Origin of the sequence: Paucibacter sp. Y2R2-4 (genome assembly GCF_025717535.1) — a bacterium.
In the GTDB taxonomy this organism is placed as follows: domain Bacteria; phylum Pseudomonadota; class Gammaproteobacteria; order Burkholderiales; family Burkholderiaceae_C; genus Paucibacter_A.
Map to the genome: position 1 here is coordinate 76,596 of NZ_JAJIRO010000005.1, position 19,497 is coordinate 96,092.

The 19,497-nt window shown below is 57.7% G+C and carries 15 protein-coding genes; 9 read left to right on the forward strand and 6 right to left on the reverse strand.

The genetic code is table 11. From position 1 onward, the window contains the following. Positions 1–234 precede the first annotated feature (234 nt). A complete protein-coding gene (locus tag LNV06_RS18765; RefSeq protein WP_263539828.1) occupies positions 235–903 on the reverse strand; it encodes a hypothetical protein in 669 nt (222 codons plus the stop codon). Positions 904–1,628: 725 nt separating this feature from the next. Between LNV06_RS18765 and LNV06_RS18770 the strand changes: the two genes are divergently transcribed. Both LNV06_RS18770 and LNV06_RS18775 read left to right on the forward strand, forming a co-directional pair. Further along, the gene (locus LNV06_RS18770) at positions 1,629–3,416 is read left to right on the forward strand and encodes a LuxR family transcriptional regulator (protein WP_263539829.1); all 1,788 of its coding nucleotides are present in this window, start codon (positions 1,629–1,631) and stop codon (positions 3,414–3,416) included. Between the two features lie 711 nt (positions 3,417–4,127). Next, positions 4,128–5,672, forward strand: a complete 1,545-nt coding sequence (locus LNV06_RS18775; RefSeq protein ID WP_318013535.1) for a methyl-accepting chemotaxis protein — start codon at positions 4,128–4,130, stop codon at positions 5,670–5,672. Positions 5,673–6,356: 684 nt separating this feature from the next. On the opposite strand, the gene LNV06_RS18780 is transcribed toward LNV06_RS18775, so the two are convergent. Together LNV06_RS18780 and LNV06_RS18785 are read right to left on the reverse strand one after the other, a co-directional pair. Next, a complete protein-coding gene (locus tag LNV06_RS18780) occupies positions 6,357–6,680 on the reverse strand; it encodes a DMT family transporter (protein WP_263539830.1) in 324 nt (107 codons plus the stop codon). Between the two features lie 2 nt (positions 6,681–6,682). Beyond that, complete coding sequence (locus tag LNV06_RS18785; RefSeq protein ID WP_263539831.1) at positions 6,683–7,009, reverse strand: SMR family transporter; 327 nt, start codon at positions 7,007–7,009, stop codon at positions 6,683–6,685. 530 nt (positions 7,010–7,539) lie between these two features. On the opposite strand from LNV06_RS18785, the gene LNV06_RS18790 reads away from it, so the two are divergent. Beyond that, on the forward strand, positions 7,540–9,348 hold the full coding sequence (locus LNV06_RS18790) for an amidohydrolase (protein ID WP_263539832.1): 1,809 nt from the start codon (positions 7,540–7,542) through the stop codon (positions 9,346–9,348). 137 nt (positions 9,349–9,485) lie between these two features. Next, positions 9,486–9,737, forward strand: coding sequence for a hypothetical protein (locus LNV06_RS18795; protein ID WP_263539833.1), 252 nt, complete (start codon positions 9,486–9,488; stop codon positions 9,735–9,737). 206 nt (positions 9,738–9,943) lie between these two features. Here LNV06_RS18795 and LNV06_RS18800 read toward each other — a convergent pair whose 3' ends face one another. Then, positions 9,944–10,366: a hypothetical protein gene (locus LNV06_RS18800; protein WP_263539834.1), complete on the reverse strand. Its 423-nt coding sequence runs from the start codon at positions 10,364–10,366 to the stop codon at positions 9,944–9,946. Positions 10,367–10,650: 284 nt separating this feature from the next. On the opposite strand from LNV06_RS18800, the gene LNV06_RS18805 reads away from it, so the two are divergent. Further along, positions 10,651–11,559, forward strand: a complete 909-nt coding sequence (locus LNV06_RS18805) for a GGDEF domain-containing protein (RefSeq protein WP_263539835.1) — start codon at positions 10,651–10,653, stop codon at positions 11,557–11,559. A gap of 3 nt (positions 11,560–11,562) precedes the next feature. On the opposite strand, the gene LNV06_RS18810 is transcribed toward LNV06_RS18805, so the two are convergent. After that, positions 11,563–12,693 carry a sensor histidine kinase gene (locus LNV06_RS18810; RefSeq protein ID WP_263539836.1) on the reverse strand — a complete coding sequence of 377 codons (1,131 nt, stop codon included), beginning with the start codon at positions 12,691–12,693 and terminating at the stop codon, positions 11,563–11,565. A 409-nt stretch (positions 12,694–13,102) separates the two neighbouring features. Continuing rightward, positions 13,103–14,278 (reverse strand): extracellular catalytic domain type 1 short-chain-length polyhydroxyalkanoate depolymerase, encoded by a 1,176-nt coding sequence (locus LNV06_RS18815; RefSeq protein ID WP_263539837.1) that lies wholly within the window; start codon positions 14,276–14,278, stop codon positions 13,103–13,105. Positions 14,279–14,650: 372 nt separating this feature from the next. Here LNV06_RS18815 and LNV06_RS18820 point away from each other — a divergent pair, with 372 nt between their 5' ends. From LNV06_RS18820 to LNV06_RS18835, 4 genes are all read left to right on the forward strand, one after another. Beyond that, positions 14,651–15,031, forward strand: coding sequence for a YhjD/YihY/BrkB family envelope integrity protein (locus tag LNV06_RS18820; RefSeq protein ID WP_318013536.1), 381 nt, complete (start codon positions 14,651–14,653; stop codon positions 15,029–15,031). Between the two features lie 110 nt (positions 15,032–15,141). After that, a complete protein-coding gene (locus tag LNV06_RS18825) occupies positions 15,142–17,562 on the forward strand; it encodes a catalase (protein ID WP_263539838.1) in 2,421 nt (806 codons plus the stop codon). A gap of 419 nt (positions 17,563–17,981) precedes the next feature. After that, positions 17,982–18,761 (forward strand): hypothetical protein, encoded by a 780-nt coding sequence (locus LNV06_RS18830; protein WP_263539839.1) that lies wholly within the window; start codon positions 17,982–17,984, stop codon positions 18,759–18,761. Positions 18,762–18,912: 151 nt separating this feature from the next. Further along, on the forward strand, positions 18,913–19,428 hold the full coding sequence (locus tag LNV06_RS18835; protein WP_263539840.1) for a hemerythrin domain-containing protein: 516 nt from the start codon (positions 18,913–18,915) through the stop codon (positions 19,426–19,428). Positions 19,429–19,497 lie beyond the last annotated feature (69 nt).

A 19,497-nucleotide genomic window follows, 5' to 3' on the forward strand; every position in this document is an offset into this window, starting at 1 on the left:
TTATTATTTTGTATTCTGTTTCTTTGTTTGGCTAAACGTGTTGGCAGCTCATTGGCTGCTCACGAAAAATATCGCGATTTTTTTGGCGTTCAAAATCGTTTCTCTCACGACTATTTATCCCGATTTCTTAATTCGTGCCAAATCACCCTGGGTGTAAGTCACCTTGGTCAACTTGGGCATATATCGAGTACGCGAACTATTTCTTCCGTGAGCGCGCTGATACCGTTTTAGCAATCAAGCTTGAGCCAACTCATCCTCCTTCCTTTCAGGTTTGAAGAAGTGCCGTGCCTGCCTCCACCCTTCGAATGCGATCCCGGCCAACATTGAGTAAGTCATGTCTGGCTCTGACTCTGGCTCTGGCGCTGCGCTAATGGCACCTAGTACCAAGTTATTGGCTGTAGCCCAGGTCATGTCCTCGCCTTGCTGTATGGCGCGGATTTCAAAATACTGAATCTTTTTGTTGGAAACAAAGCCATAAAAACTATCAATCCCGGCGCTTTCTACAACAATCGTCTGCTCCAATCCACTTTCGTCGCGCACACTGAGTTGAATTTTTTGACCCGGTTGAAAATAACCCAGCGCATCGGTTCCAAAGAAATTGCCTCCCACGCCATAGACCTCTTGGGAGCTTCCAAAATAGAAGCTGAGGACATCGTTGGCGTTATCAGTTGACAACCAAGCTTCCTTTTTGCTCCCGGCATTGCAAAGGGTGGAGGTGTCGCTACCGTCAGGCCTTAAGGCTGTGACTGCGTAGGTGAAACCGGCGCACAGAGCGCGGTTAAGTGAACTTAGCCCTTGAGCCCAAACGATGTCATCGAAGTTGTCTGAAACTTGGGTTGAGGTTGCTGCGCTGAATTCAGTTCGCGAGTGGACGAGACGCAATTCGGCCTGTGCGGGCGACATGAATGCCAGCAAAGTTGTTGAGGTAATTCGACTCATAGTGAGAGAAGTTCGAGTTTTCATGTTGATGTTTGTCGCTCCAATTGGGCGTCGAGCGGTGTCTGCTACCTAGGTAGCCCAATTTTGGCTGGAGCCCTAAATAGCCCATGACAGATCGTTGCTAACCAAGGGACTAGGAGCGAACGCTCTTATTCGAGGTAAGTGGCGCCGAGCGATATTGGCGACAGTATTGACGGGTTAGCGCGGCAGATTTAATCCGCTCTCGCGTCAATGTGCCGACCTGTATGCGTCCTTACCCAGATGCCCTACATGACCAGAGCATTCGGTCGTTTCGAAACGGGACTACCAATAACTTCAAACTGGCAATGATCAGTTGACTACGCTCTCGCTGCTCGCCTGTTGGCGTGCAAAGTGACAGTTGAAACTGCAGCATGAGATTCGCATCCAATGAGTTTTGATGGAGCGAACTTTACTTTTGCGGTTTTCTTTTCGCCTCACCCGCGCCGGGTGGGGTGGGGCGACAGTGGGGCACGGCTCGCGTTATCCAGGGCATTGGGACGGCATCTCCGAGTGACTCGTGTTACGCCCCCCCGGCGACGGGGGGGGGCATGCGAATAGGGTGGAGTTTTGAGAAATACTTCACTCTTCCGCTTTTTTGTGCTGCTCGCACTCCGATTTACGAGAAACACGCCTATGCCAGAAAGGGACTTCCACCCTACATTTGCGCCATGAAGTACGAGTGTTCTGATGAAGAGCTCGCAGAACTAGAGCAGTCAATGTTGCTTGTCGACGGCTTGAATCGTCTGCGTGCCTTGGTCGATCTCGCCTGGCATTTACGTCAGCGGGATTCGTGGCGTGCACTCAAGGTGATTGCCGAGTGCGACCGTCGTTTGGCTATAGCGAGGGCCGAAGAGAATCCTCCGGCCCCGCATCTGGTTTCTCTTTACGGCGTGCGTCTTGCCCTCACAGCGGCCGAGATCGCTACGGACTTTTGCCGTCTTGAGGAAGGGGAAACGCTTCTCAAGCGAGCTCATTCCTGCATGGCTGGCCTCAGCGATGACGAGTACGCTTGGGCTATGGTTGACTGCTTGCTGGTTGAACGGTGCCTTGCCAAGGCGAGTGGTCAGCGAGATCGAGAGTTGAAGGTTATGCGAGAGGCCGAGGTCGCCAGCGCCGTCAGTGGTGATGCTCAGCGCACCGGCATCGTTCTTGCTATCTGCCTTTGCGAATCCATCATCTGTCAAGGCTTGGGTTTGGAAGAACGTCAGGCACCCGGATCGCAACGCGCCGCTTGTCCTTCGGTCGAGGCTTGGCAGTTGGCAGCTCAGGCTTATCCGCTCTGTTTGCAGGAACCAGCAACGGCTGCGGCTCTGTTCCTACGCGCGGCCGAACTGGCGCGCGGAATGGGTATGCGGCGTTTTGTCTGCATCAACACCATGAATGCCGGCAATGCTTGGCTGGAACTTGGCGACATGAACAATGCCGCCAGTTGCTTCGAACAAGCCGCCGAGCTCGCCGCACGCACGGGCTGGCCGGTGATGATTGGCGCCAGCCAAACGCAGGTTGGCCGGCTGATGCGTTACTTGGGCCGGGTTGAGGAAAGTCACGCCGTGCTTTACGAAGCTCTGGCTCAGTTGCGGGTGGCACCACTTTGCACTACAAAGGCCCTTGCCTGCGTCGAATTGGCGAAGACTCTGCGGGCCATGGGCCGCCTACCGGATTCGGTAGCGGTAATGGAGGAAGCCATTAGTCACTACCGAAACGAACAGTCCAATGTAAACCTGGCCCTGAGCTTAGTTCATCAGGCTCGGACTCACGCCCAGATGGGCGCCACCGAAACGGCCCTGGCTACAGTCAATGAGGCGCAGGCCTTGATTGATCGCTTTGATTACAAAACCATGAATGTCAAGGTGGCAGAGGTTCTTGCCGAGGTGCACCGTCACGGCCGCGCCAAGTTGCCGCAGCCATCCGACATGAACGTGCCCAGCGCCGCCATTCACTTTGCCCAGACAGCCTTGCACCGCGGTATGAGCATCCCAGGCTGGAAGCCCCCGCCGGCCTTGCTGGCCTATCTGGCAGATGCTTGGGCCGAGGCAGATGAGATGGCGCAGGCCTACTCCTACGCCCGCCTGGCCCGGATAGCCCATGAGAAATTGGATGTACTCAAGCTTAAGGACCCTCGCGCCATGTTGCAACTGCTAGGCTACCGTAACGTGCTGTCCTCGCGCGCTACTGATACGGTTACGGGCATTGCCAGCAGGCCAGCAGTTGTGCCAGCCGTGCCGTTCACGGCCCCACTCAACGCCAGCCCCGATTTACTGACACCCAAGGAGGATGAGGTACTCCAACTGCTGGCGCGCAATTACTCCAACAAGGAAATCGCCCTCGCATTGGGCGTCAGCGCTGAAACGGTGAAGTGGCACCTCAAAGGCCTGTACGGCAAGCTGGCGGCGGGAACGCGCCGCCATGCGGTGACCAAGGCGCGCACCCTTGGCATGTTGCGCAGTGAGGTCTGAGCACCCCTGGGCCGCTGCACCCAGCCCCCATATTCATATCTGTCGAAAATCCGCGACTGTTGGCGATTGCAGGGAATGGACCCATCACGATCACGCAATACAGAGCCACACCTAGAGGCTTATCTAAGGAGTCTGGGTCAGTAGACTGGGTAACAATCTAGTCGCAGGTTGACGCCCCTTTGTTTCGTGGACTTGCAGATTTGTTGTGCTTGGTCGGCGTCGAACGACTGAGCTTGAATCGCCAGGACACGTTGCAACTCTCAACCACGCGGTAATGGTGAGTGCGTCGACAACTAATCCAGCCTGCCACAACACTCAATGACCAGTGCTGAGAACATCGGCGAGGCCTATCTGACGAAGTGGCTCGCATATTGCTTGCTGGCAGTCAAATCGGCGATCTAGGCAGGGCCTTCTTTGGCTCTGGAACTCCGGACAGTACGGGGCAGGCGAATCCGCCAATTGTTTGTGACATGAGCGCTACGCCGATGTTTGAGTTCCACCTGAACTCGGCGATGATCATGATGCATCCAATCTGTTCCCGTATGGAGTCCCCAAGTGTTTACCTAGGGTTTGAGGAATGAATATAGACTGACTTTGCCAAGTTAAGGAGGTTGGATGCCGCGAGCTTTGTCATGAAGTTTTCTAGCGTTCCAACGAGACAGGTCAGCGGGCTCTACTCCCTCACTGCCCAATTCGCCAGGAGAAGCAAGCATGCGTATTTCCGACTACAGCATCCGCACTCGTTTGATTGGTCTCTCCCTTATCAGCATACTTTTCACTTTGGCAGTGGGCTTGTTTGGCATCAATCAAGTGGGAAAGGTCAACCACTTGGTCAACGAGATGTTCGCCAGCGACTTGATCACCGTGGCTGATGTGGCGAATGCGAATATGCAGGCGATTTATCACAACCGCGCGCTGTATGCCTACGTCATCGAGTCAGAACAAAGTGGCATGGATAAAGTCGGTCAGACCATGCAGGGCTATGAAGCGGGCATGCACAAGGTTCTCGAAAAATACAGAAAGACCAATCTGACGACCAAAGAAATCGACTTGCTGCGAAAGTTTGATTCGGCCTGGGCACTTTACATGCCCCTTGCAACCAAAGTCCAAAAGCACTCCTACGCTGATCAAAACAAAGAAGCCATGGAGTTAATGAATACTGAGGTCAGCAAGACATTTCAAGTTGCGGACGATCTGTTGTCCGATATCGTCAACTTGAACATCGAACTGGGGCGCCAATCCAATACAGACGCTGATGAAACTGCTCGACTGGTTCGAATCATCAGTCTGGCTGTCATCTTTGCTGCGGTTGCAGTCTCGATTGGGCTAAGCATGTGGATCATTCGTACCGTGACGGCACCGTTGAGCTACGCTCGGGAGCGGCTTGCGGATCTCAGCCATGGCGATCTCTCAATGGCTATTCGTACCGAGTCCAAGGACGAGACGGGGCAGTTGTTGCAAGACATGGAAGCCGTTCGTCATCATCTGCACAGTGTTGTCTCAACTGTTCGAGACAATTCAGAGAGCGTGGCGACTGGTGCCGGTGAGATCGCACAGGGCAATGCTGATCTAAGCCAGCGCACCGAGGAACAGGCGAGTGCTCTGGAAGAGACCGCAGCGACAATGGACGAGCTTGGGTCCACAGTGCGCAATAACGCTGACAACGCCAGGCAAGCCAATCAGTTGGCGCTAGGCGCCTCTCAAATTGCGACTCGTGGTGGAGATGTGGTTGGCGAGGTGGTCGAAACCATGCAGGGCATCAATGACAGCTCCAAAAAGATTGCCGACATCATTACCGTGATCGATGGAATCGCCTTTCAGACCAACATTCTGGCCTTGAATGCAGCAGTGGAAGCTGCACGCGCTGGCGAGCAGGGTCGAGGTTTTGCTGTCGTGGCTGGTGAGGTGCGAAGCCTCGCCCAGCGAAGTGCGGATGCGGCCAAAGAAATCAAAACACTGATCAATGACAGCGTTGAGCGTGTCGAGCAAGGCACCCTTCTGGTAGACCGCGCTGGAACCACAATGACCGAAATCGTAGGTGCCATTAAACGCGTTAGCGACATCGTCAGCGAAATCAGCTCGGCAACCACCGAACAAAGCTCCGGTATCGCTCAGGTTGGCGAGGCAGTCACGCAGATGGACAAGGTAACCCAACAGAACGCCGCCTTGGTCGAGGAGAGCGCAGCAGCGGCTGAAAGCCTGCGCGTACAGGCGACGCAGTTGGTACAAGCGGTCGCGACGTTCAAGCTGCGTTGATGGTTCTGATAGTTGACGTTCAACTGGCCGTGCCTGACCTTTGAAGTCCAACTGCAAACGCAATACGAGCACACTCATGTTCCTTTTGCGTTTAGTTCTTGGTACTTAGAGACTGCGCCGAAGAACTAGTTTGTGTTCGCCTGGCTTCACGTGTTGCCAAAGGCAGTCGGACGGCAATGCAGCCGCTTGAATTTGGCTTGCGGCTCACATAGAACTCTTCGCCCATCAAGCCTACAAGCAAGTTGTAGCTGATTGCGAGCCCCGAGACACTGCTGCCTTATCGAAGCGTCTCGTGCTTCGTTTCGCGAACCATTGCAACAGTGAGTTGGTCACCAGCTCCTGCATCAATTGGCTGATCGGAGTGGGATACCAATAGAAACAGCTAAACGCCTTTCCAGGCGATTGGCCAAGCGCTAGCCCTTTGACAAAGATTGACGAAATTTCGCTCTATGCACATCGTTGACTTTAGCTCTTCATCGGTGATTTGCCCTCAGCGGGAAGTCATCTTGTCTCACGAATTTCTTGACAACGACCCACGTCAGATGGTGCTTTCGAAATCAAGCAAGAGCGCCTAGATGACGTTGTTCGGTGTCGCTTAAGTCGCCCAACTAGCCCCGAGGACACTTTGCGGAAAGTCTTGTTGCCAAGCTCCGCTCTCGTCAAGGAAGAAGGCGCGGTGCCTGCTTATTCGACCAAGGTCAGGATCAACACCGCTGCAATGACGAGCGCAATGCCCAGCCAAGCAATCGGCTTGAGTCGGTGGCCGAACAGCAGTCGGCCGCAGATGGCCGTACCCAAAATGCCGATAGATCCCCACATCGCATAGGCCACTGCGAGATCAATGCTCTTGATGGCTTGGCCTAGCATCAGGAACGCCAGCCAAAGCATGGCAATGGCACCAAAACCCCAGGCACGGTTTTTGAAGCCGTTGGACTTCTCAAGCATCATATTGGCGGCAATATCGCTACAGGCCGAACCCATAATAAAAATAATTGGCATCGTCTGCATAATCAAGACTCCTCGCCGAGTGCTACGCACACGATGCCCATCATCACCAAAGCAAGTCCAAGCATTTCGGTGCCTGACAAGTCTTCCTCGAACACCAGCACGCTCACCAGCGAAAGCGAGGCGAGTCCGATGCCTTCCCACACGGCATAAGCAATGCCTATAGAGATTTGTCCAATGGCTTGCGAGAGCAAGTAGTAGGACGCCGCCAAGGCCACGGCCATCAACAAATAACCCTGAAAACTATCACCGCGCGAAGCATTAGCCATCAGGGTGGTGCCAGCGACTTCGGCAGCAATGGCTGACAACAAAAACAGCCACGCAATAATCAAATTCCTGTTATTAAAAGTAAGCATAATTTCACCTATATTATATTCCTTTAAATATAAAGTTTAATCATTTTACCATAATCCATTAAATTTGTAAAATCAGTATGTTTATTTGTTAAATATCAATTGTATTTTATAAATTCATTTTGATAATTAATTGCTTGCGCTGGGATGTGCTTTTTTGAGACTTCTTGATCACGTGGCAAAAGACAAAAAAGGCTGAAAGAGGTGTGAGCGAAGTACCGCGCCCCACGACCTTGTTGCGTGGATAACGTCATTTCTTTCCAGATCGGTCGCGAGGCTTCCCTACACATAACTGCAAGTCTGCTGTGTAAGAATTCCTGGGGCTTGACTTCCGCACATCGTTCACCAGTGAGCCTTGTTGGAGCAAACCTCAAGCGGTTCAACCACCCCTGTCAGCAAGGAGCAAAGCAGTGACTGAAGCAAGTTTTCAAAAGGCGCCGTTCGCGGCACGCCGCGACGCCCTAGGTACAGCCGTCGTCCTGGCGGCTCTTGCGATCTCTGGGTCAGCAATGGCGGCCCCGCAAAGCGCCGACTTCATCTGGTCGGGTGGCCCTATCCTCACCATGAACGACAAGGCCATGCGCGCGGAAGCGGTGGCGGTGGCGGCCGGCAAGATCATTGCCGTGGGCAAGAGCCGTGAGGTCATGAAGTTCAAGGGGCCGACCACGCAGTTGGTGGACCTGAAGGGCCAGACGCTGGTGCCAGGTTTTGTTGACGCCCATGGCCATATCTTCGGGGGCGGTTTGCAGGCCCTCTCCGCCAATCTACTGGCACCGCCGGATGGCGAGGTCAAGGACATCGCCTCGCTGCAGCAGACGCTGCGTGACTGGGTGAAGAAGAACGCCGCTGCGGTCGAGAAGACCCAACTCATTCTTGGTTTTGGCTATGACAACGCCCAACTGAAGGAATTGCGCCATCCGACCAAAGAGGAACTGGACGAGATATCCAAAGACATTCCTTTGTTGATCGTGCACCAGTCGGCACACTTGGCCACCGCCAACTCGGCCATGCTGAAGGTGATGGGTTATGACGCCAACACCAAAGATCCAGCCGGCGGCGTGATTCAGCGCAAGCCTGGCACCAATGAGCCCAATGGCACGATTGAAGAAACCGCGTTCTCCAACGGCCTCCCGGTGGTGCTGGGCCGGGTGGGGCCGGAAGGCTTGAAGACCTTTGCGCGTGAAGGAGCCAAGCTCTGGGCGCGCTTTGGCTACACCACGGCCGAAGAGGGGCGCACCACGCCGCCTATCGTTGCCATCATGAAGCAGGTGGCGGCCGAAGGTGGCTTCGCCAATGACGTCAATGCCTACCCCGATGTGCTGGTGGACCGGGCTTTTATCAAAGCCAATCAAAGCAACACTTACACCAACCGCTTCCGCATCGCAGGGGCCAAACTCACCATTGACGGCAGCCCGCAGGGTTTCACCGCCTGGCGTGACCAGCCTTATTACAAACTGGTCGGCAACTACCCCGAGGGCTATTCGGGGTATGCCGCAGCGTCTGCCGAAGACGTGATGGGGGCCGTGCACTGGGCTGCCGAAAACGGCATCCAGATCATCACCCACTCCAATGGCGAACGAGCCTCCGATCTCCTGATCGCTTCACACAAAGCAGCCCAGGCCCGCTTCCCTCAAGCAAAAGCCCTGCGTCCGGTGCTGATCCATGGTCAGTTCTTGCGCGAGGATCAACTCGATAGCTACAAATCCTTGGGTGTCATCCCCTCGCTCTTCCCCATGCACACCTTCTACTGGGGTGACTGGCATTTGGACCACACCGTCGGCCCGAAGGCCGGTATGAATATCTCGCCTACCGGTTGGGCGAGAAAGCGCGGCATGATCTTCTCCAGTCATCACGATGCGCCGGTAGCCTTCCCGGATTCGATGCGGGTGCTGGACGCCACCGTCACGCGCCGTGCGCGCGGTTCGGGTCGGATCGTCGGCCCAGAGCATCGCGTAGACGTCATCACTGCTTTGAAGGCGATGACGATCTGGCCGGCCTACCATCACTTCGAAGAGAAGAGCAAGGGCAGCCTGGAAGTGGGCAAGCTGGCCGACTTTGCGCTCCTGTCCAAAGATCCAACAGCCGTCAAGCCCGAGACGATTGCTGACATCAAAGTGACCGAGACCATCAAGGAAGGCAAGACCATCTTCCGCCTGGAGCCCGGCAGTAAGACGGCCGTCGCGGCTCCCGACATCACGCCCTTGCTGGCAGCATTCGGCGGGCATCGCGCGAATGCCGGAGGCGGCGCCGAGGATGCCTGCGCGCATGACGCCATGTTCCGCATGACGGCGGTGATGGTGGGCGGGGCCGGCCGCTGATGACCTTGTGGATTGCGGCCTGAGTCTTTGGCTGCAGTCCGCCGTTCAGCCGAATGCCTTTCGGCTGTCGCTTGCAGCCCCCTGTTGAGCCTTAGGCACCGAGAGGGGGCTCGCCTTTGTTTGGAAAGATTGAAAACATGAATGCCATGGACCGCCACGCTGTCTGCAAAGGCCGCGCCGGCCTGGGCTCGGCACTCGTCGCGCTGGTTCTCGCCACCAATGCTCAGGCCCAGCAGGCCGCCGAAGCGGCGGTGGACAACGGCACCGACCCGACCAAGTTCTCGAACGCGGTGTTTGCGAACTACGAGTACCTTGATCTTCACAAGGGCATCAATAGTGGCACCTTGCGGCTGAATTACTTCACGCCTTTGGGCGCAAACAAGCTCTAAGCGTTGAGGCTGCGCGCGCCGGTTGTGATGAATGATGCTTTGGGCATCCAAGCATGCGCAGTGCAAGCTCTCGACTCACACCTTCGGTGTACTGACGGCCAACACCTGACCGGGCCAAGTACCAGGAATACTTGGCTAAGACCAATAGGTCGCTGTGATCCAGCCCATGCGTTTGAACGGCAGATCCTCCTATTGGCTTCGCAGTCTCAAACAAAAGCGCATGGCCGCAGACAGCCTATAAGCGAACTTCCGCTATGGGCACTGACCTGTCCATCTAGATTCAAGCCAGCGGGCCTTCGGCAGCTCCGTGCCCAGAGCGGAAGTTCGTTGACCTTCCGCATGAAGTCCGAAATCGACCTGCCGATGGGGAAACTAGCGCGCTTGGGGGCGACGTTGTTCAAACGCCAACTCGGCGTGCGATGAAGTGTGACGGATGAGACCGAAGCAGCCAGCGTGGCGCTCCATGCCAAATCCACAACCGTCAACTGTGCGATGAAGCACATCGAAGCGCGGCGCAGTGACAGCGCCTGCTTGTACTCGGGGATCCACAGGCGGTCGCTGTGTTTCTCCACCTGCAAGATGTTGAAGCGAATGCCGCAGGTTTGCGTTGCAGCTTGGTAGCGGAGCATGGGCGGCTTCGATTGGCGCCTTGTCCGCACGGGAAAACCAGATGTTCCGAGAGCACGTTGACGCCGCCAAGCGTTGCCGACCGTGCCATCGACGCGCTTGCACTCGCCCTGAGCACTCCTCTGGAGGCCCAGGCTGAATGCGTGCCGCAAGCCGAGCGTACTCGGGTTGAGAGTCAGCCTCGCCCCGTTCCGCTGCCGTTGAGGCGCTCAGGAACGTCTTCATGTCCTACAGACGCCCCGGCGAAAGGCGCTCACACTCCCGGCGTACAAATGACGTCTAAAAAATGACATCGCAGCCCACCGCAACCGCGCCGCCAGACACATTGAACGCATTGGAGTCGGCGCTCGATAAGAGCCAAGAGGTCAAGGTCAAGGTGGAGGACTGTGCCGACGACTTAGCTGTAGCCAGTGATCTCGCCAAAGCGCGCATCGCACGGGGGGAGAAGATGCTACCGGCCGATCAAGTTCTGCAGAACACCAAGGCTATCGGTATCAAAGTACAGGATTGCGCCGACGATTTGCAGGAGGTGGCGGACACCTTGGCCTATGGCGTTGCCGAGGTTAAGGATGTCGAGCAAGCATTGATCCGCTCCCGCGAAGCTCTGGCTGAATCCGAAGCTGCACTTGCCGCGTCGCGCCATGCCGAACGTGCAGCAAGTACTCTTGCCATGCATGACCAGAAGACAGCCTTGCCCAACCGCACGCTGTTCGATGACCGCTTGGCTCAGGCCATCGCTGGTGCCGACCGCCACGGCTGGATGCTGGGGGTGATGTTCTTGGACCTCGACCGATTCAAGCTGATCAACGACAGCCATGGGCACGCAGCCGGCGACACCGTGCTGAAGGTAGTAGCGCAACGTCTACTGAGTCAAGCGCGCGACGAGGACACAGTCTGCCGCAACGGCGGTGACGAATTCCTGTACTTGCTGATCAATCCGACAAGTCGCGACGACGTTGCACGTATCGCAGGCCAGGTAAAGGCAGCGATCGCTGCCCCAATCAGCCACGGCGCCCTGCAGTTAGTCATCACACCAAGCATCGGCATTGCGCTATACCCGCTTGATGGCCAGAGCGGCGATATCTTGATCGCCAATGCCGACGCAGCGATGTACCGAGCCAAGTCGTTGCCAGGCCACTGCGTATTCTTCGAGTCAACAGTGCCCACGGTCAACCCGTCAACATCGCCTGGCTGAGTACTAAGCCTTCGGGCCGGCATGCAGGGGTAGAGTGAAGTAGAACTTGGAGCCCTCGCCCAGCGCACTGTGCAAAGTAATGTTGCCGTCGTGCGCTTCAATGAAGGACTTCACGATGGCCAAGCCCAGTCCAAGGCCTGAGCCGGCACCGGCCTCGCCGCCGGATTCACCCTTGTCGAAGACCTTTTCAATCATTTCGGCGGCAATGCCCTGGCCGTTGTCGCTGACCCAGCACTCGACGTTTCCCTGTCCCGCTGCGCCCTGCGCCCCGACAAGTACTTCGCCACCCGGAGAGAATTGAATCGCGTTGCCGATCAGATTTTGAAACACTCTTCTGAGCAATCTGGCGTCTGCAAACACCACCAGATCGACGGGAACCCGATTGATCAGCTTCGTATTTGATTCGGCAGCTATCGTCTCAAGGTCGTCGAGAAGGGACTCCACCAGTGGCCACAGGTCAAATCGGCGTCGCTCGACCTTGACGCCGATGACCTCGAGCAAATTCGTGTTTTCTTCGAGCACTCGGCCAATCAAGTCCTGGAGTTGCTGAACGTTACGGCGCAGCGATTGCAAGATACGTTGGGAATCAGGGCCGAGGACTTGCCCGGACAGACTCTTCTCGAGCGACCGACCCGTCAGCGAGATCGCAAACAGCGGCGTTCGCAGATCGTGCGCCACGAACGAGAGGTACTCCTCCCTGCGCTGCTTTACCTCAAGTGCTTGCTGGGAAGCATACGTCTGCACCGCTTGGCCGATCGCGTTGTCGAAGATGCGATTGATCACATGAAACGGCCTGCCTTGAAGCGTTAAACCGTGCTCGGTCGCCAGATCGTGGATGCATCCGCGCATGATGTTGTACTCCGCCACCACCTCCTCGATATCGAAGTCATCCTTCAACCGCTGCAGCCCGTGGGCCGCGGGACTGGCTTCGGCGAGCGCCTCGGGGATGGTCTGTCGGGGATTGGTTTCAAGCGCTTCCGCCAACTCTTTGAGCAAATCCGGGATGTGGTCATTGAGCGTCGGTGTGTCGAGATGAATCGCCGAAGGGAGATTCCTCACCTGCGTTCGCCAAGAAAGCAAGAGCACCTCGCCGTGCTCTCTGACCAGATTGGCCAGCAGTTGCAAACTACTCACTGTCATTTGGAATTGCTCATCGTTTGTCGGCCACAAGACTGCTTACTTTGCGGAAGGGGACGCCAGGTTGGCGGGTTAGCAGGGGCGGATCGAACATGGCGGTCTGCGGAGCGCTGGACGGTAGCGTGACGGCCCCGCCGTGTTTCAACCATCTGACAAGGCATCATGATGCGCCATTAGTTTGCCGGCTGATCTTGTCGACAAGGTAGGCCGCACCTCTGCCCCTTGGCCTGCAGCCAAGTGCGGTACTTGAAGGTGGAAGCGAGTTGGGCATGCCTGACCGACAGCGCAGGCGGTCATATCTAGAAAGTCCACTGCACAACGCGCTATGGCGCCGGCTGCTTGCGCTGGCCAGTCGACCTATATCGCTTGGGGCCGAAGCGCCGAGTCCTCTCGGCGTAGGTACGCTTCATGCCAATCTGGTCCCGGCTAGATTCAAAAAGAAGCGCACCATTTCCGCCGAAGCGTCGGGGCCGGCGACGTCGGTGTAGGAGCCACTTGCATGGCCACCCGACCACGCATGGCCCGCGCCGTGCAGAGTCCAGTTTTCTATTCGCGCCTGCCCGAGGGCGTCGGTGTGAATCTCCCGGCTGAAGCGACGGCCGCCTTCTGCAACGCCGAAACGGGTGCCGACATGCAAGGCATCCTGACTTGGCTCTGAGCCATAAGCGTCACGGGCCTGCTGGACGATCACATGGCTATTGGACTGCTGCACGGTATGGTCTCTATCTCCGTGGAAAACGATGATAGGCACGGACTGCGTGGCGCTGCGGCTCATATTTACGGGAGCCTGACCCAAACTGTGAAGGCCAGCGATGCCGCCGCGCCCCCCTTTCATGGCTACCATAGCCGACGGGATATCGTGTGCACTGCCGTAAGGCAGGCCCGAATGAGAGCCAATCCCGGCAAACAAATCCGGATAAGTTTCGCCCAGCACGACCGCCATTGCCGCACCGGCCGACAGGCCGGCCACAAAGATGCGCAGTGGGTCGACGCCATTCTCGCTCGCAACCTTGCTGGTGATGCCGGCAATCAGCGAAGGTTCGCCGTCGCCGCGCAATTGGTCTTGAGGCTGGAACCAGTTCCAGCATTTGGACGTATTCGCGTGTGCAGCCTGTTCGGGGTAAAGGACAAGAAAGCCATGGGTATCGGCTAGGCGGTTCATCTGGGTACCAGCTGCGAAATCGTCGGCCGTCTGTGTGCAGCCATGCAGCATGACGACCATTGCGCGCGGTGTCGCTGACGCTGCCTTTGGCATATAAACCTTGTATGCGCGGCTGCCAGCCGCGTTGCTGAATTGATGAGTTTCGAAGCTGCCTGGCTTGAGCGCCTGTTCGCTCGATGCGGGATTGCGCAGCCTCCCTCGTTCAACTTCAACTTCAACGTCAACGGAAGCGGAAGCGGAAGCGGCCGAGTGAGAGTCCGACGTCCTCCCAGAGGCTAGGGCCCGCCTGATGGTTTCGGTGACGTGGCGCATCGGGCCGACGGAAGTGTTCAGCCCAGCGCGGGTCAGCGCCCGCTCAATCGTGGCATTGATGGCGTCGGCGTTGAACGCCTTCGTTCTTGCGGAGAAAAGGGATTTCATGCGGGTTCCTGTTAGAGATGATGCGGCAGGCCCATGTCTAGGGCCGGACAAGCTTGATCTCTGATGGTCGCCGACCTAGTCCAAGAACGCAGCCGGCCGATAGCGCAGCCGTGTGAAGGACATGTCCGACAAAGCAACGGCTTCTTGGCTGCTGCACCCGAAGCTCTTGCGCGGGTAGCCTTTGCTGCTCAAGTAAGCAGAGGTCGAAATGGGCGAGAAAAAGCAAGAAACATCACAGCGCGCGCCTACAACGCGTCGGGCTCGATGGACTAAGCGGTGGGCCGCACTGCGCTCAGCGTACCGGTCTTCGACGAGTCCAAGCAGCGGCGCCGTGCCAGCCCTGTATGGCACGCTGGTCAACGGCACCACGCCATGAAGCCAGCGCAGCTCTGGCAGCTCTGGCAGCTATGCAAACAAGCTAGTACCGCTTGGCTTGATGATTATGCGCCGAGCATGGGCGCGGCTTCGGCCTACTACACGATGTTCTCGATTGCACCGTTTTTGCTGATCGCAATTTCGGTAGCCGGCTTGGTGTTCGGACGCGAAGCAGCTAGCGGTGAAGTGCTGATGCAGCTGCGCAGCTTGATGGGTGAGAGCGGCGCGCTGGCTGTACAAGCGATGCTGGAAAGTGCCGCCCGGCCGGCTGAAAGCTGGACCGCTGCGCTGATCGGTGGTGCCTTGTTGCTGTTGGGGGCCACGACGGTATTCGGCGAACTACAGGACGCGCTGGATCGTATATGGCGGGCGCAGTGATTGGCCCCCTCCCAGCCTGGCCCAAGAGCACATAGATCGCCTTCTTGCCTACTCCTGCGGCTCAGCAAGCGCAGCCTCCTCGTTCTCGAATCACTGATTGAGTGCCCACCATGCCCAAGACGCCCAAACTTGCTGCTGCCCCCCCCGCCTTAGCCTCTTCGGCGGCGCCCGCCACCTTCCCGGTGCGAAAAAAGCGGCCGCTAGCTGCGTTGTCGCCAGACCCGATAGCCCAGCAACTGGCGCAAACCCAGACTCTTGTCGCCGGCATGCCCTTCAACCCGAATAAGGCCGCCGAACACGGCTTCGAGCGAGGTTTGATGCCGCCGGCGGGTGCAACGGCCGAGCCGGCATCTCGCATGCCCGCGGCCAGCACCTTGAGCGAAGCCAATAGGAACGCCAAGTTGGGCGGGATAGCTCCCGAGGGGCGCAACGCGGCAACCGGCTCACTTGACCGTGTGCGGGTGGACTCTGCAGGCCAGCTCTTGACGACCAATCAAGGCGTGGCCGTGGCCAACAACCAGAACTCGCTCAAATCCGGCACCCGCGGCTCGGTGCTGCTGGAGGACTTCATCCTGCGCGAGAAGATCACCCATTTCGACCATGAGCGTATTCCAGAGCGCATCGTCCACGCACGTGGCTCGGCCGCTCATGGCTTTTTCGAATGCTTCGAGCCGCTGTCCGCGCTGACCGAGGCGGCGCCGTTCCAGCAGGCGGGTAAGGTCACGCCGGTGTTTGTGCGTTTCTCGACCGTGGCCGGCGAGCGCGGCTCCAAAGACACTGCCCGCGACGTGCGGGGCTTTGCCGTCAAGTTCTATACCGACGAAGGCAATTGGGATCTGGTTGGCAACAATATGCCGGTGTTCTTCATCCAGGATGCGATGAAGTTCCCCGACCTGGTCCATGCGGTCAAGCCCGAGCCCCATAACCAGATGCCGCAGGCAGCCAGCGCCCATGACACTTTTTGGGATTTCGTCTCGTTGATGCCCGAGTCCACCCATATGCTGATGTGGGTGATGAGCGACCGGGCGCTGCCGCGCAGCTACGCCACCATGCAGGGCTTCGGCGTGCACAGCTACCGGCTGGTCAACGCCGCCGGCGAATCGGTGTTCGTGAAGTTCCACTGGACGCCTAAATACGGGACGCACTCCCTGGTATGGGACGAAGCGGTCAAGATCTCCGGCGCCGACCCCGACTACCACCGTCGCGACTTGTGGGAGCGCATCGAAAGCGGTGCCTACCCCGAGTGGGAGTTGGGCGTGCAGACCTTCACCGAGGCGCAAGCCGAGCAATTCAGCTTCGACATCCTCGACGCGACCAAGCTGGTGCCTGAGGAACTGGTGCCTGTGCGCTCTATCGGCCGCATGGTGCTAAACCGCAACCCGGATAACTTTTTTGCCGAGACCGAGCAGGTCGCTTTTTGCACCGCCAACATCATCCCTGGACTTGACTTCTCCAACGACCCGCTGCTGGCCGGCCGCATCCATTCCTATGTCGACACGCAGATCAGCCGGCTCGGTGGCCCGAACTTTCATGAGCTGCCGATCAACGCGCCGCTGGTGCCGGTGCATAACAACCAGCGCGACGGCATGCACCGCCAGGCCATACCGCGAGGCCGAGTCTCATACGAACCCAATTCTCTGGGCGGCGGCTGCCCCTTTCAGGCCGGTGCGGTACAGGGCTTCAACTCAGTCGCAACCAAGCTGCAGGCCCGCGATGAGCAGGGCAAGGTGCGTGCAAAACCACTGCTGTTTGCCGAGCATTACAACCAGGCCCGCTTGTTCTTCGAGAGTCAGTCTTCTGTTGAGCAGACGCACATTGCAGCGGCGTTTCGCTTCGAGCTAAGCAAAGTGACCGTGCCGGCGATCCGGCAGCGAGTGGTGTCAATGCTGAGGAATGTCTCCGAAGCTTTGGCCGCTGAGGTCGCCGAGGGGCTCAATATGAGGCCGCTGCCCGCAGCGATGCCGCTGGCAATCGAAACACCGATACCGCCCGAAGTCAGCCATTCGCCGGCGCTCTCACTGATGGCTAGGCCAGGAGACGGCTCGATCAAGGGTCGCAAGATCGCCATCTTGCTGGCCGACGGCGTCGTCGGGCAAAGCGCCGCAGGGGTGCACGCCGCCTTGCTGGCAGCCGGCGCGACGCCGAAGTTCCTGGCACCGCGCATCGGGCCGGTGACGACGAAAGACGGCTTGGACTTGGCAGCGCAAGCGTCGCTGGAGAGCGAGCCTGGTTTCTTGTTCGACGCGCTGGTCTTGCCTGATGGCGAGGCAGCGGTGGCCGCCTTAGCCGCCGACGTCCATACCTTCGAGTTCATCAAGGATCAGTACCGCCACGGCAAGACCATGCTGGTGCTGGGCCTGGGCCGTGAACTTCTAGACCTTGCGGGCGTACCGCTTGCCCTTCCGAATGGCGATGTCGACCCCGGGCTGCTGCTGGCGGAAGAGATGAGCGACGACGCCAGCGCCGCCTTTATCAGCGCCATCGCCCTGCACCGCCATCCCGAGCGCGAGACCGCCGCGCATCGGCCTTGAGTTTCAAACGTTCCTCGACATCAGTCCTGGCCAGGCTTGCGACACGAGTTGGATTTGGGGTCTTTGATGCACTCATTTTGGCCGTTGCATCAAGCGAACTGCCACAACTCCTAGACAGAGTTGAACGCACTGACATCCTCGCTTTCAACGTGCGCTAACGCACAGACCCCCGTGCGTTAGCCGCATAAATTGGGGCATTTCTTTCAATCGCCTGGCCTCATTTCTTCTTGGCCACGCAAGCACATTTCACAGGAGTTCTGATGGCCTATTCCGCGTCCACAGTTGATGACATGGTCCGCTCGCGAGGCAATCTCAAACCCGCTTTCGCCGAGCAAGCAAGTACCCCAAAAGCGGAAGCCAGCAGCGCCGTCTCATGGGCAGCAATTGTTGCAGGAGCGGCTGCGGCGGCATCGCTGTCGTTGATTCTGCTGATTTTGGGCGTCGGACTGGGACTCTCGTCGGTGTCGCCCTGGGCCCGCAACGGTGTCAGCGCGGCTACTTTCGGCGCCTCCACCATTGTGTGGCTGACCGTGACACAGCTGCTGGCATCGGCCATGGGTGGCTATCTGGCCGGCCGCTTGCGCACCAAGTGGACCGAGGTGCATACCAATGAGGTGTATTTCCGCGACACCGCGCATGGCTTTCTGTCCTGGGCCCTGGCCTCACTAGCCACGGCAGTGCTCTTGACGTCGGTCATTGGTTCCATCGTCGGCGGCGGCGTGCAGGCGGGTGCCACTATCGCCAGCGGTGCGACTGGAGCCACAAAAATGGTGCTCGGCAACCTTGAGGGCAGCACCGAGGGCGGCACCACAGGCTACTTTGTCGACTCGCTGTTCCGTCGCGATGCGGCCGTGGATGCCAGCCTCAGTTCCTCCGTCGCGGTGACGATGGAAGTCGGTCGAATCTTTGCCTCTGCCGGTCGATCCGAGGCGCTGCCGCCCGAAGATCTGCGCTATGTTGGCCAAGTCGTGGCCCTGCGCACGGGCTTGTCGCAGCCTGAAGCTGAAAAACGGGTTGCTGCGGTCTACGCAAAAGCGCAGGCCAAGGCACGCGAGGCCGAAATTGCTGCACGTGAATCGGCAGACCAGGCGCGCAAGGCGTCCGCCTATAGCGCGCTGTGGTTGTTCATTTCCTTGCTGGTTGGCGCCTTTGTTGCCAGCTTGGCCGCCACTTATGGCGGCCGTCTGCGCGATGCTTGATTCACCCCCTCCCATTCACTATCAAGAAGCCCACCATGCGTTCAATTCTGTTGCTGTTTTTAGGCATTCCCATTCCGATCATTATCTTGATTGCGTTGTTCGTGCACTGAAGGCCCCTGTTTTCTCATTGCCCACTGTTGAAGGAACTCCAATGACCCAGACCAAAGCTGACATCAAGGCCGACACCAAAGTCGGCGCGAAACCCGGCAGCAAAACCTCAGCCGCCAAGCCCGACGCCATTGCCCTGCTGAAGGCCGACCACGAAGCCGTCAGCCAGCTCTTTGCCGAGTATGAAAATACCCGTGCAGTCAAAGCGAAAAAGGCATTGGTAGCCGAAATTTGTATCGCACTCAGCGTGCATGCGCAGATCGAGGAAGAGATCTTCTATCCCGAGTTCAAAGCGGCGCTGAAGGACAATTTTCTGGTGCCCGAGGCGACGGTTGAACATGCCGGTGTGAAAGGCCTGATTGCAGAACTCCGAGGTGCCGAACCCAATGGTGAGATGTACGGCGCCAAGGTGAAGGTGCTGTCTGAGTACGTGAAGCATCACGTCAAGGAAGAGCAGAACGAGATGTTTCCCAAGGCCAAGGCATCGTCGCTCGACATGGCTGAACTCGGCGCACGCATGGCGGCGCGTAAGGTTGACCTGTTGGCGCAGAACGTCTAAATCGGAGTGAGCCTTTTCAGTGTCAGCACTTATTTGTTGGCAGCTATCGAGTAGGCCAGTCGCTCTTGC

Excerpts from the sequence above, each read along its gene's own strand:
- LNV06_RS18795 (WP_263539833.1), top strand. The coding sequence starts at position 9,486 with ATGAATGCCATGGACCGCCACGCTGTCTGCAAAGGCCGCGCCGGCCTG.
- LNV06_RS18820 (WP_318013536.1), top strand. The coding sequence starts at position 14,651 with ATGAAGCCAGCGCAGCTCTGGCAGCTCTGGCAGCTATGCAAACAAGCT.
- LNV06_RS18790 (WP_263539832.1), top strand. The coding sequence starts at position 7,540 with ATGGCGGCCCCGCAAAGCGCCGACTTCATCTGGTCGGGTGGCCCTATC.
- LNV06_RS18800 (WP_263539834.1), bottom strand. The coding sequence starts at position 10,366 with ATGCTCCGCTACCAAGCTGCAACGCAAACCTGCGGCATTCGCTTCAAC.
- LNV06_RS18815 (WP_263539837.1), bottom strand. The coding sequence starts at position 14,278 with ATGAAATCCCTTTTCTCCGCAAGAACGAAGGCGTTCAACGCCGACGCC.
- LNV06_RS18780 (WP_263539830.1), bottom strand. The coding sequence starts at position 6,680 with ATGCAGACGATGCCAATTATTTTTATTATGGGTTCGGCCTGTAGCGAT.
- LNV06_RS18775 (WP_318013535.1), top strand. The coding sequence starts at position 4,128 with ATGCGTATTTCCGACTACAGCATCCGCACTCGTTTGATTGGTCTCTCC.
- LNV06_RS18825 (WP_263539838.1), top strand. The coding sequence starts at position 15,142 with ATGCCCAAGACGCCCAAACTTGCTGCTGCCCCCCCCGCCTTAGCCTCT.
- LNV06_RS18835 (WP_263539840.1), top strand. The coding sequence starts at position 18,913 with ATGACCCAGACCAAAGCTGACATCAAGGCCGACACCAAAGTCGGCGCG.
- LNV06_RS18805 (WP_263539835.1), top strand. The coding sequence starts at position 10,651 with ATGACATCGCAGCCCACCGCAACCGCGCCGCCAGACACATTGAACGCA.
- LNV06_RS18770 (WP_263539829.1), top strand. The coding sequence starts at position 1,629 with ATGAAGTACGAGTGTTCTGATGAAGAGCTCGCAGAACTAGAGCAGTCA.
- LNV06_RS18765 (WP_263539828.1), bottom strand. The coding sequence starts at position 903 with ATGTCGCCCGCACAGGCCGAATTGCGTCTCGTCCACTCGCGAACTGAA.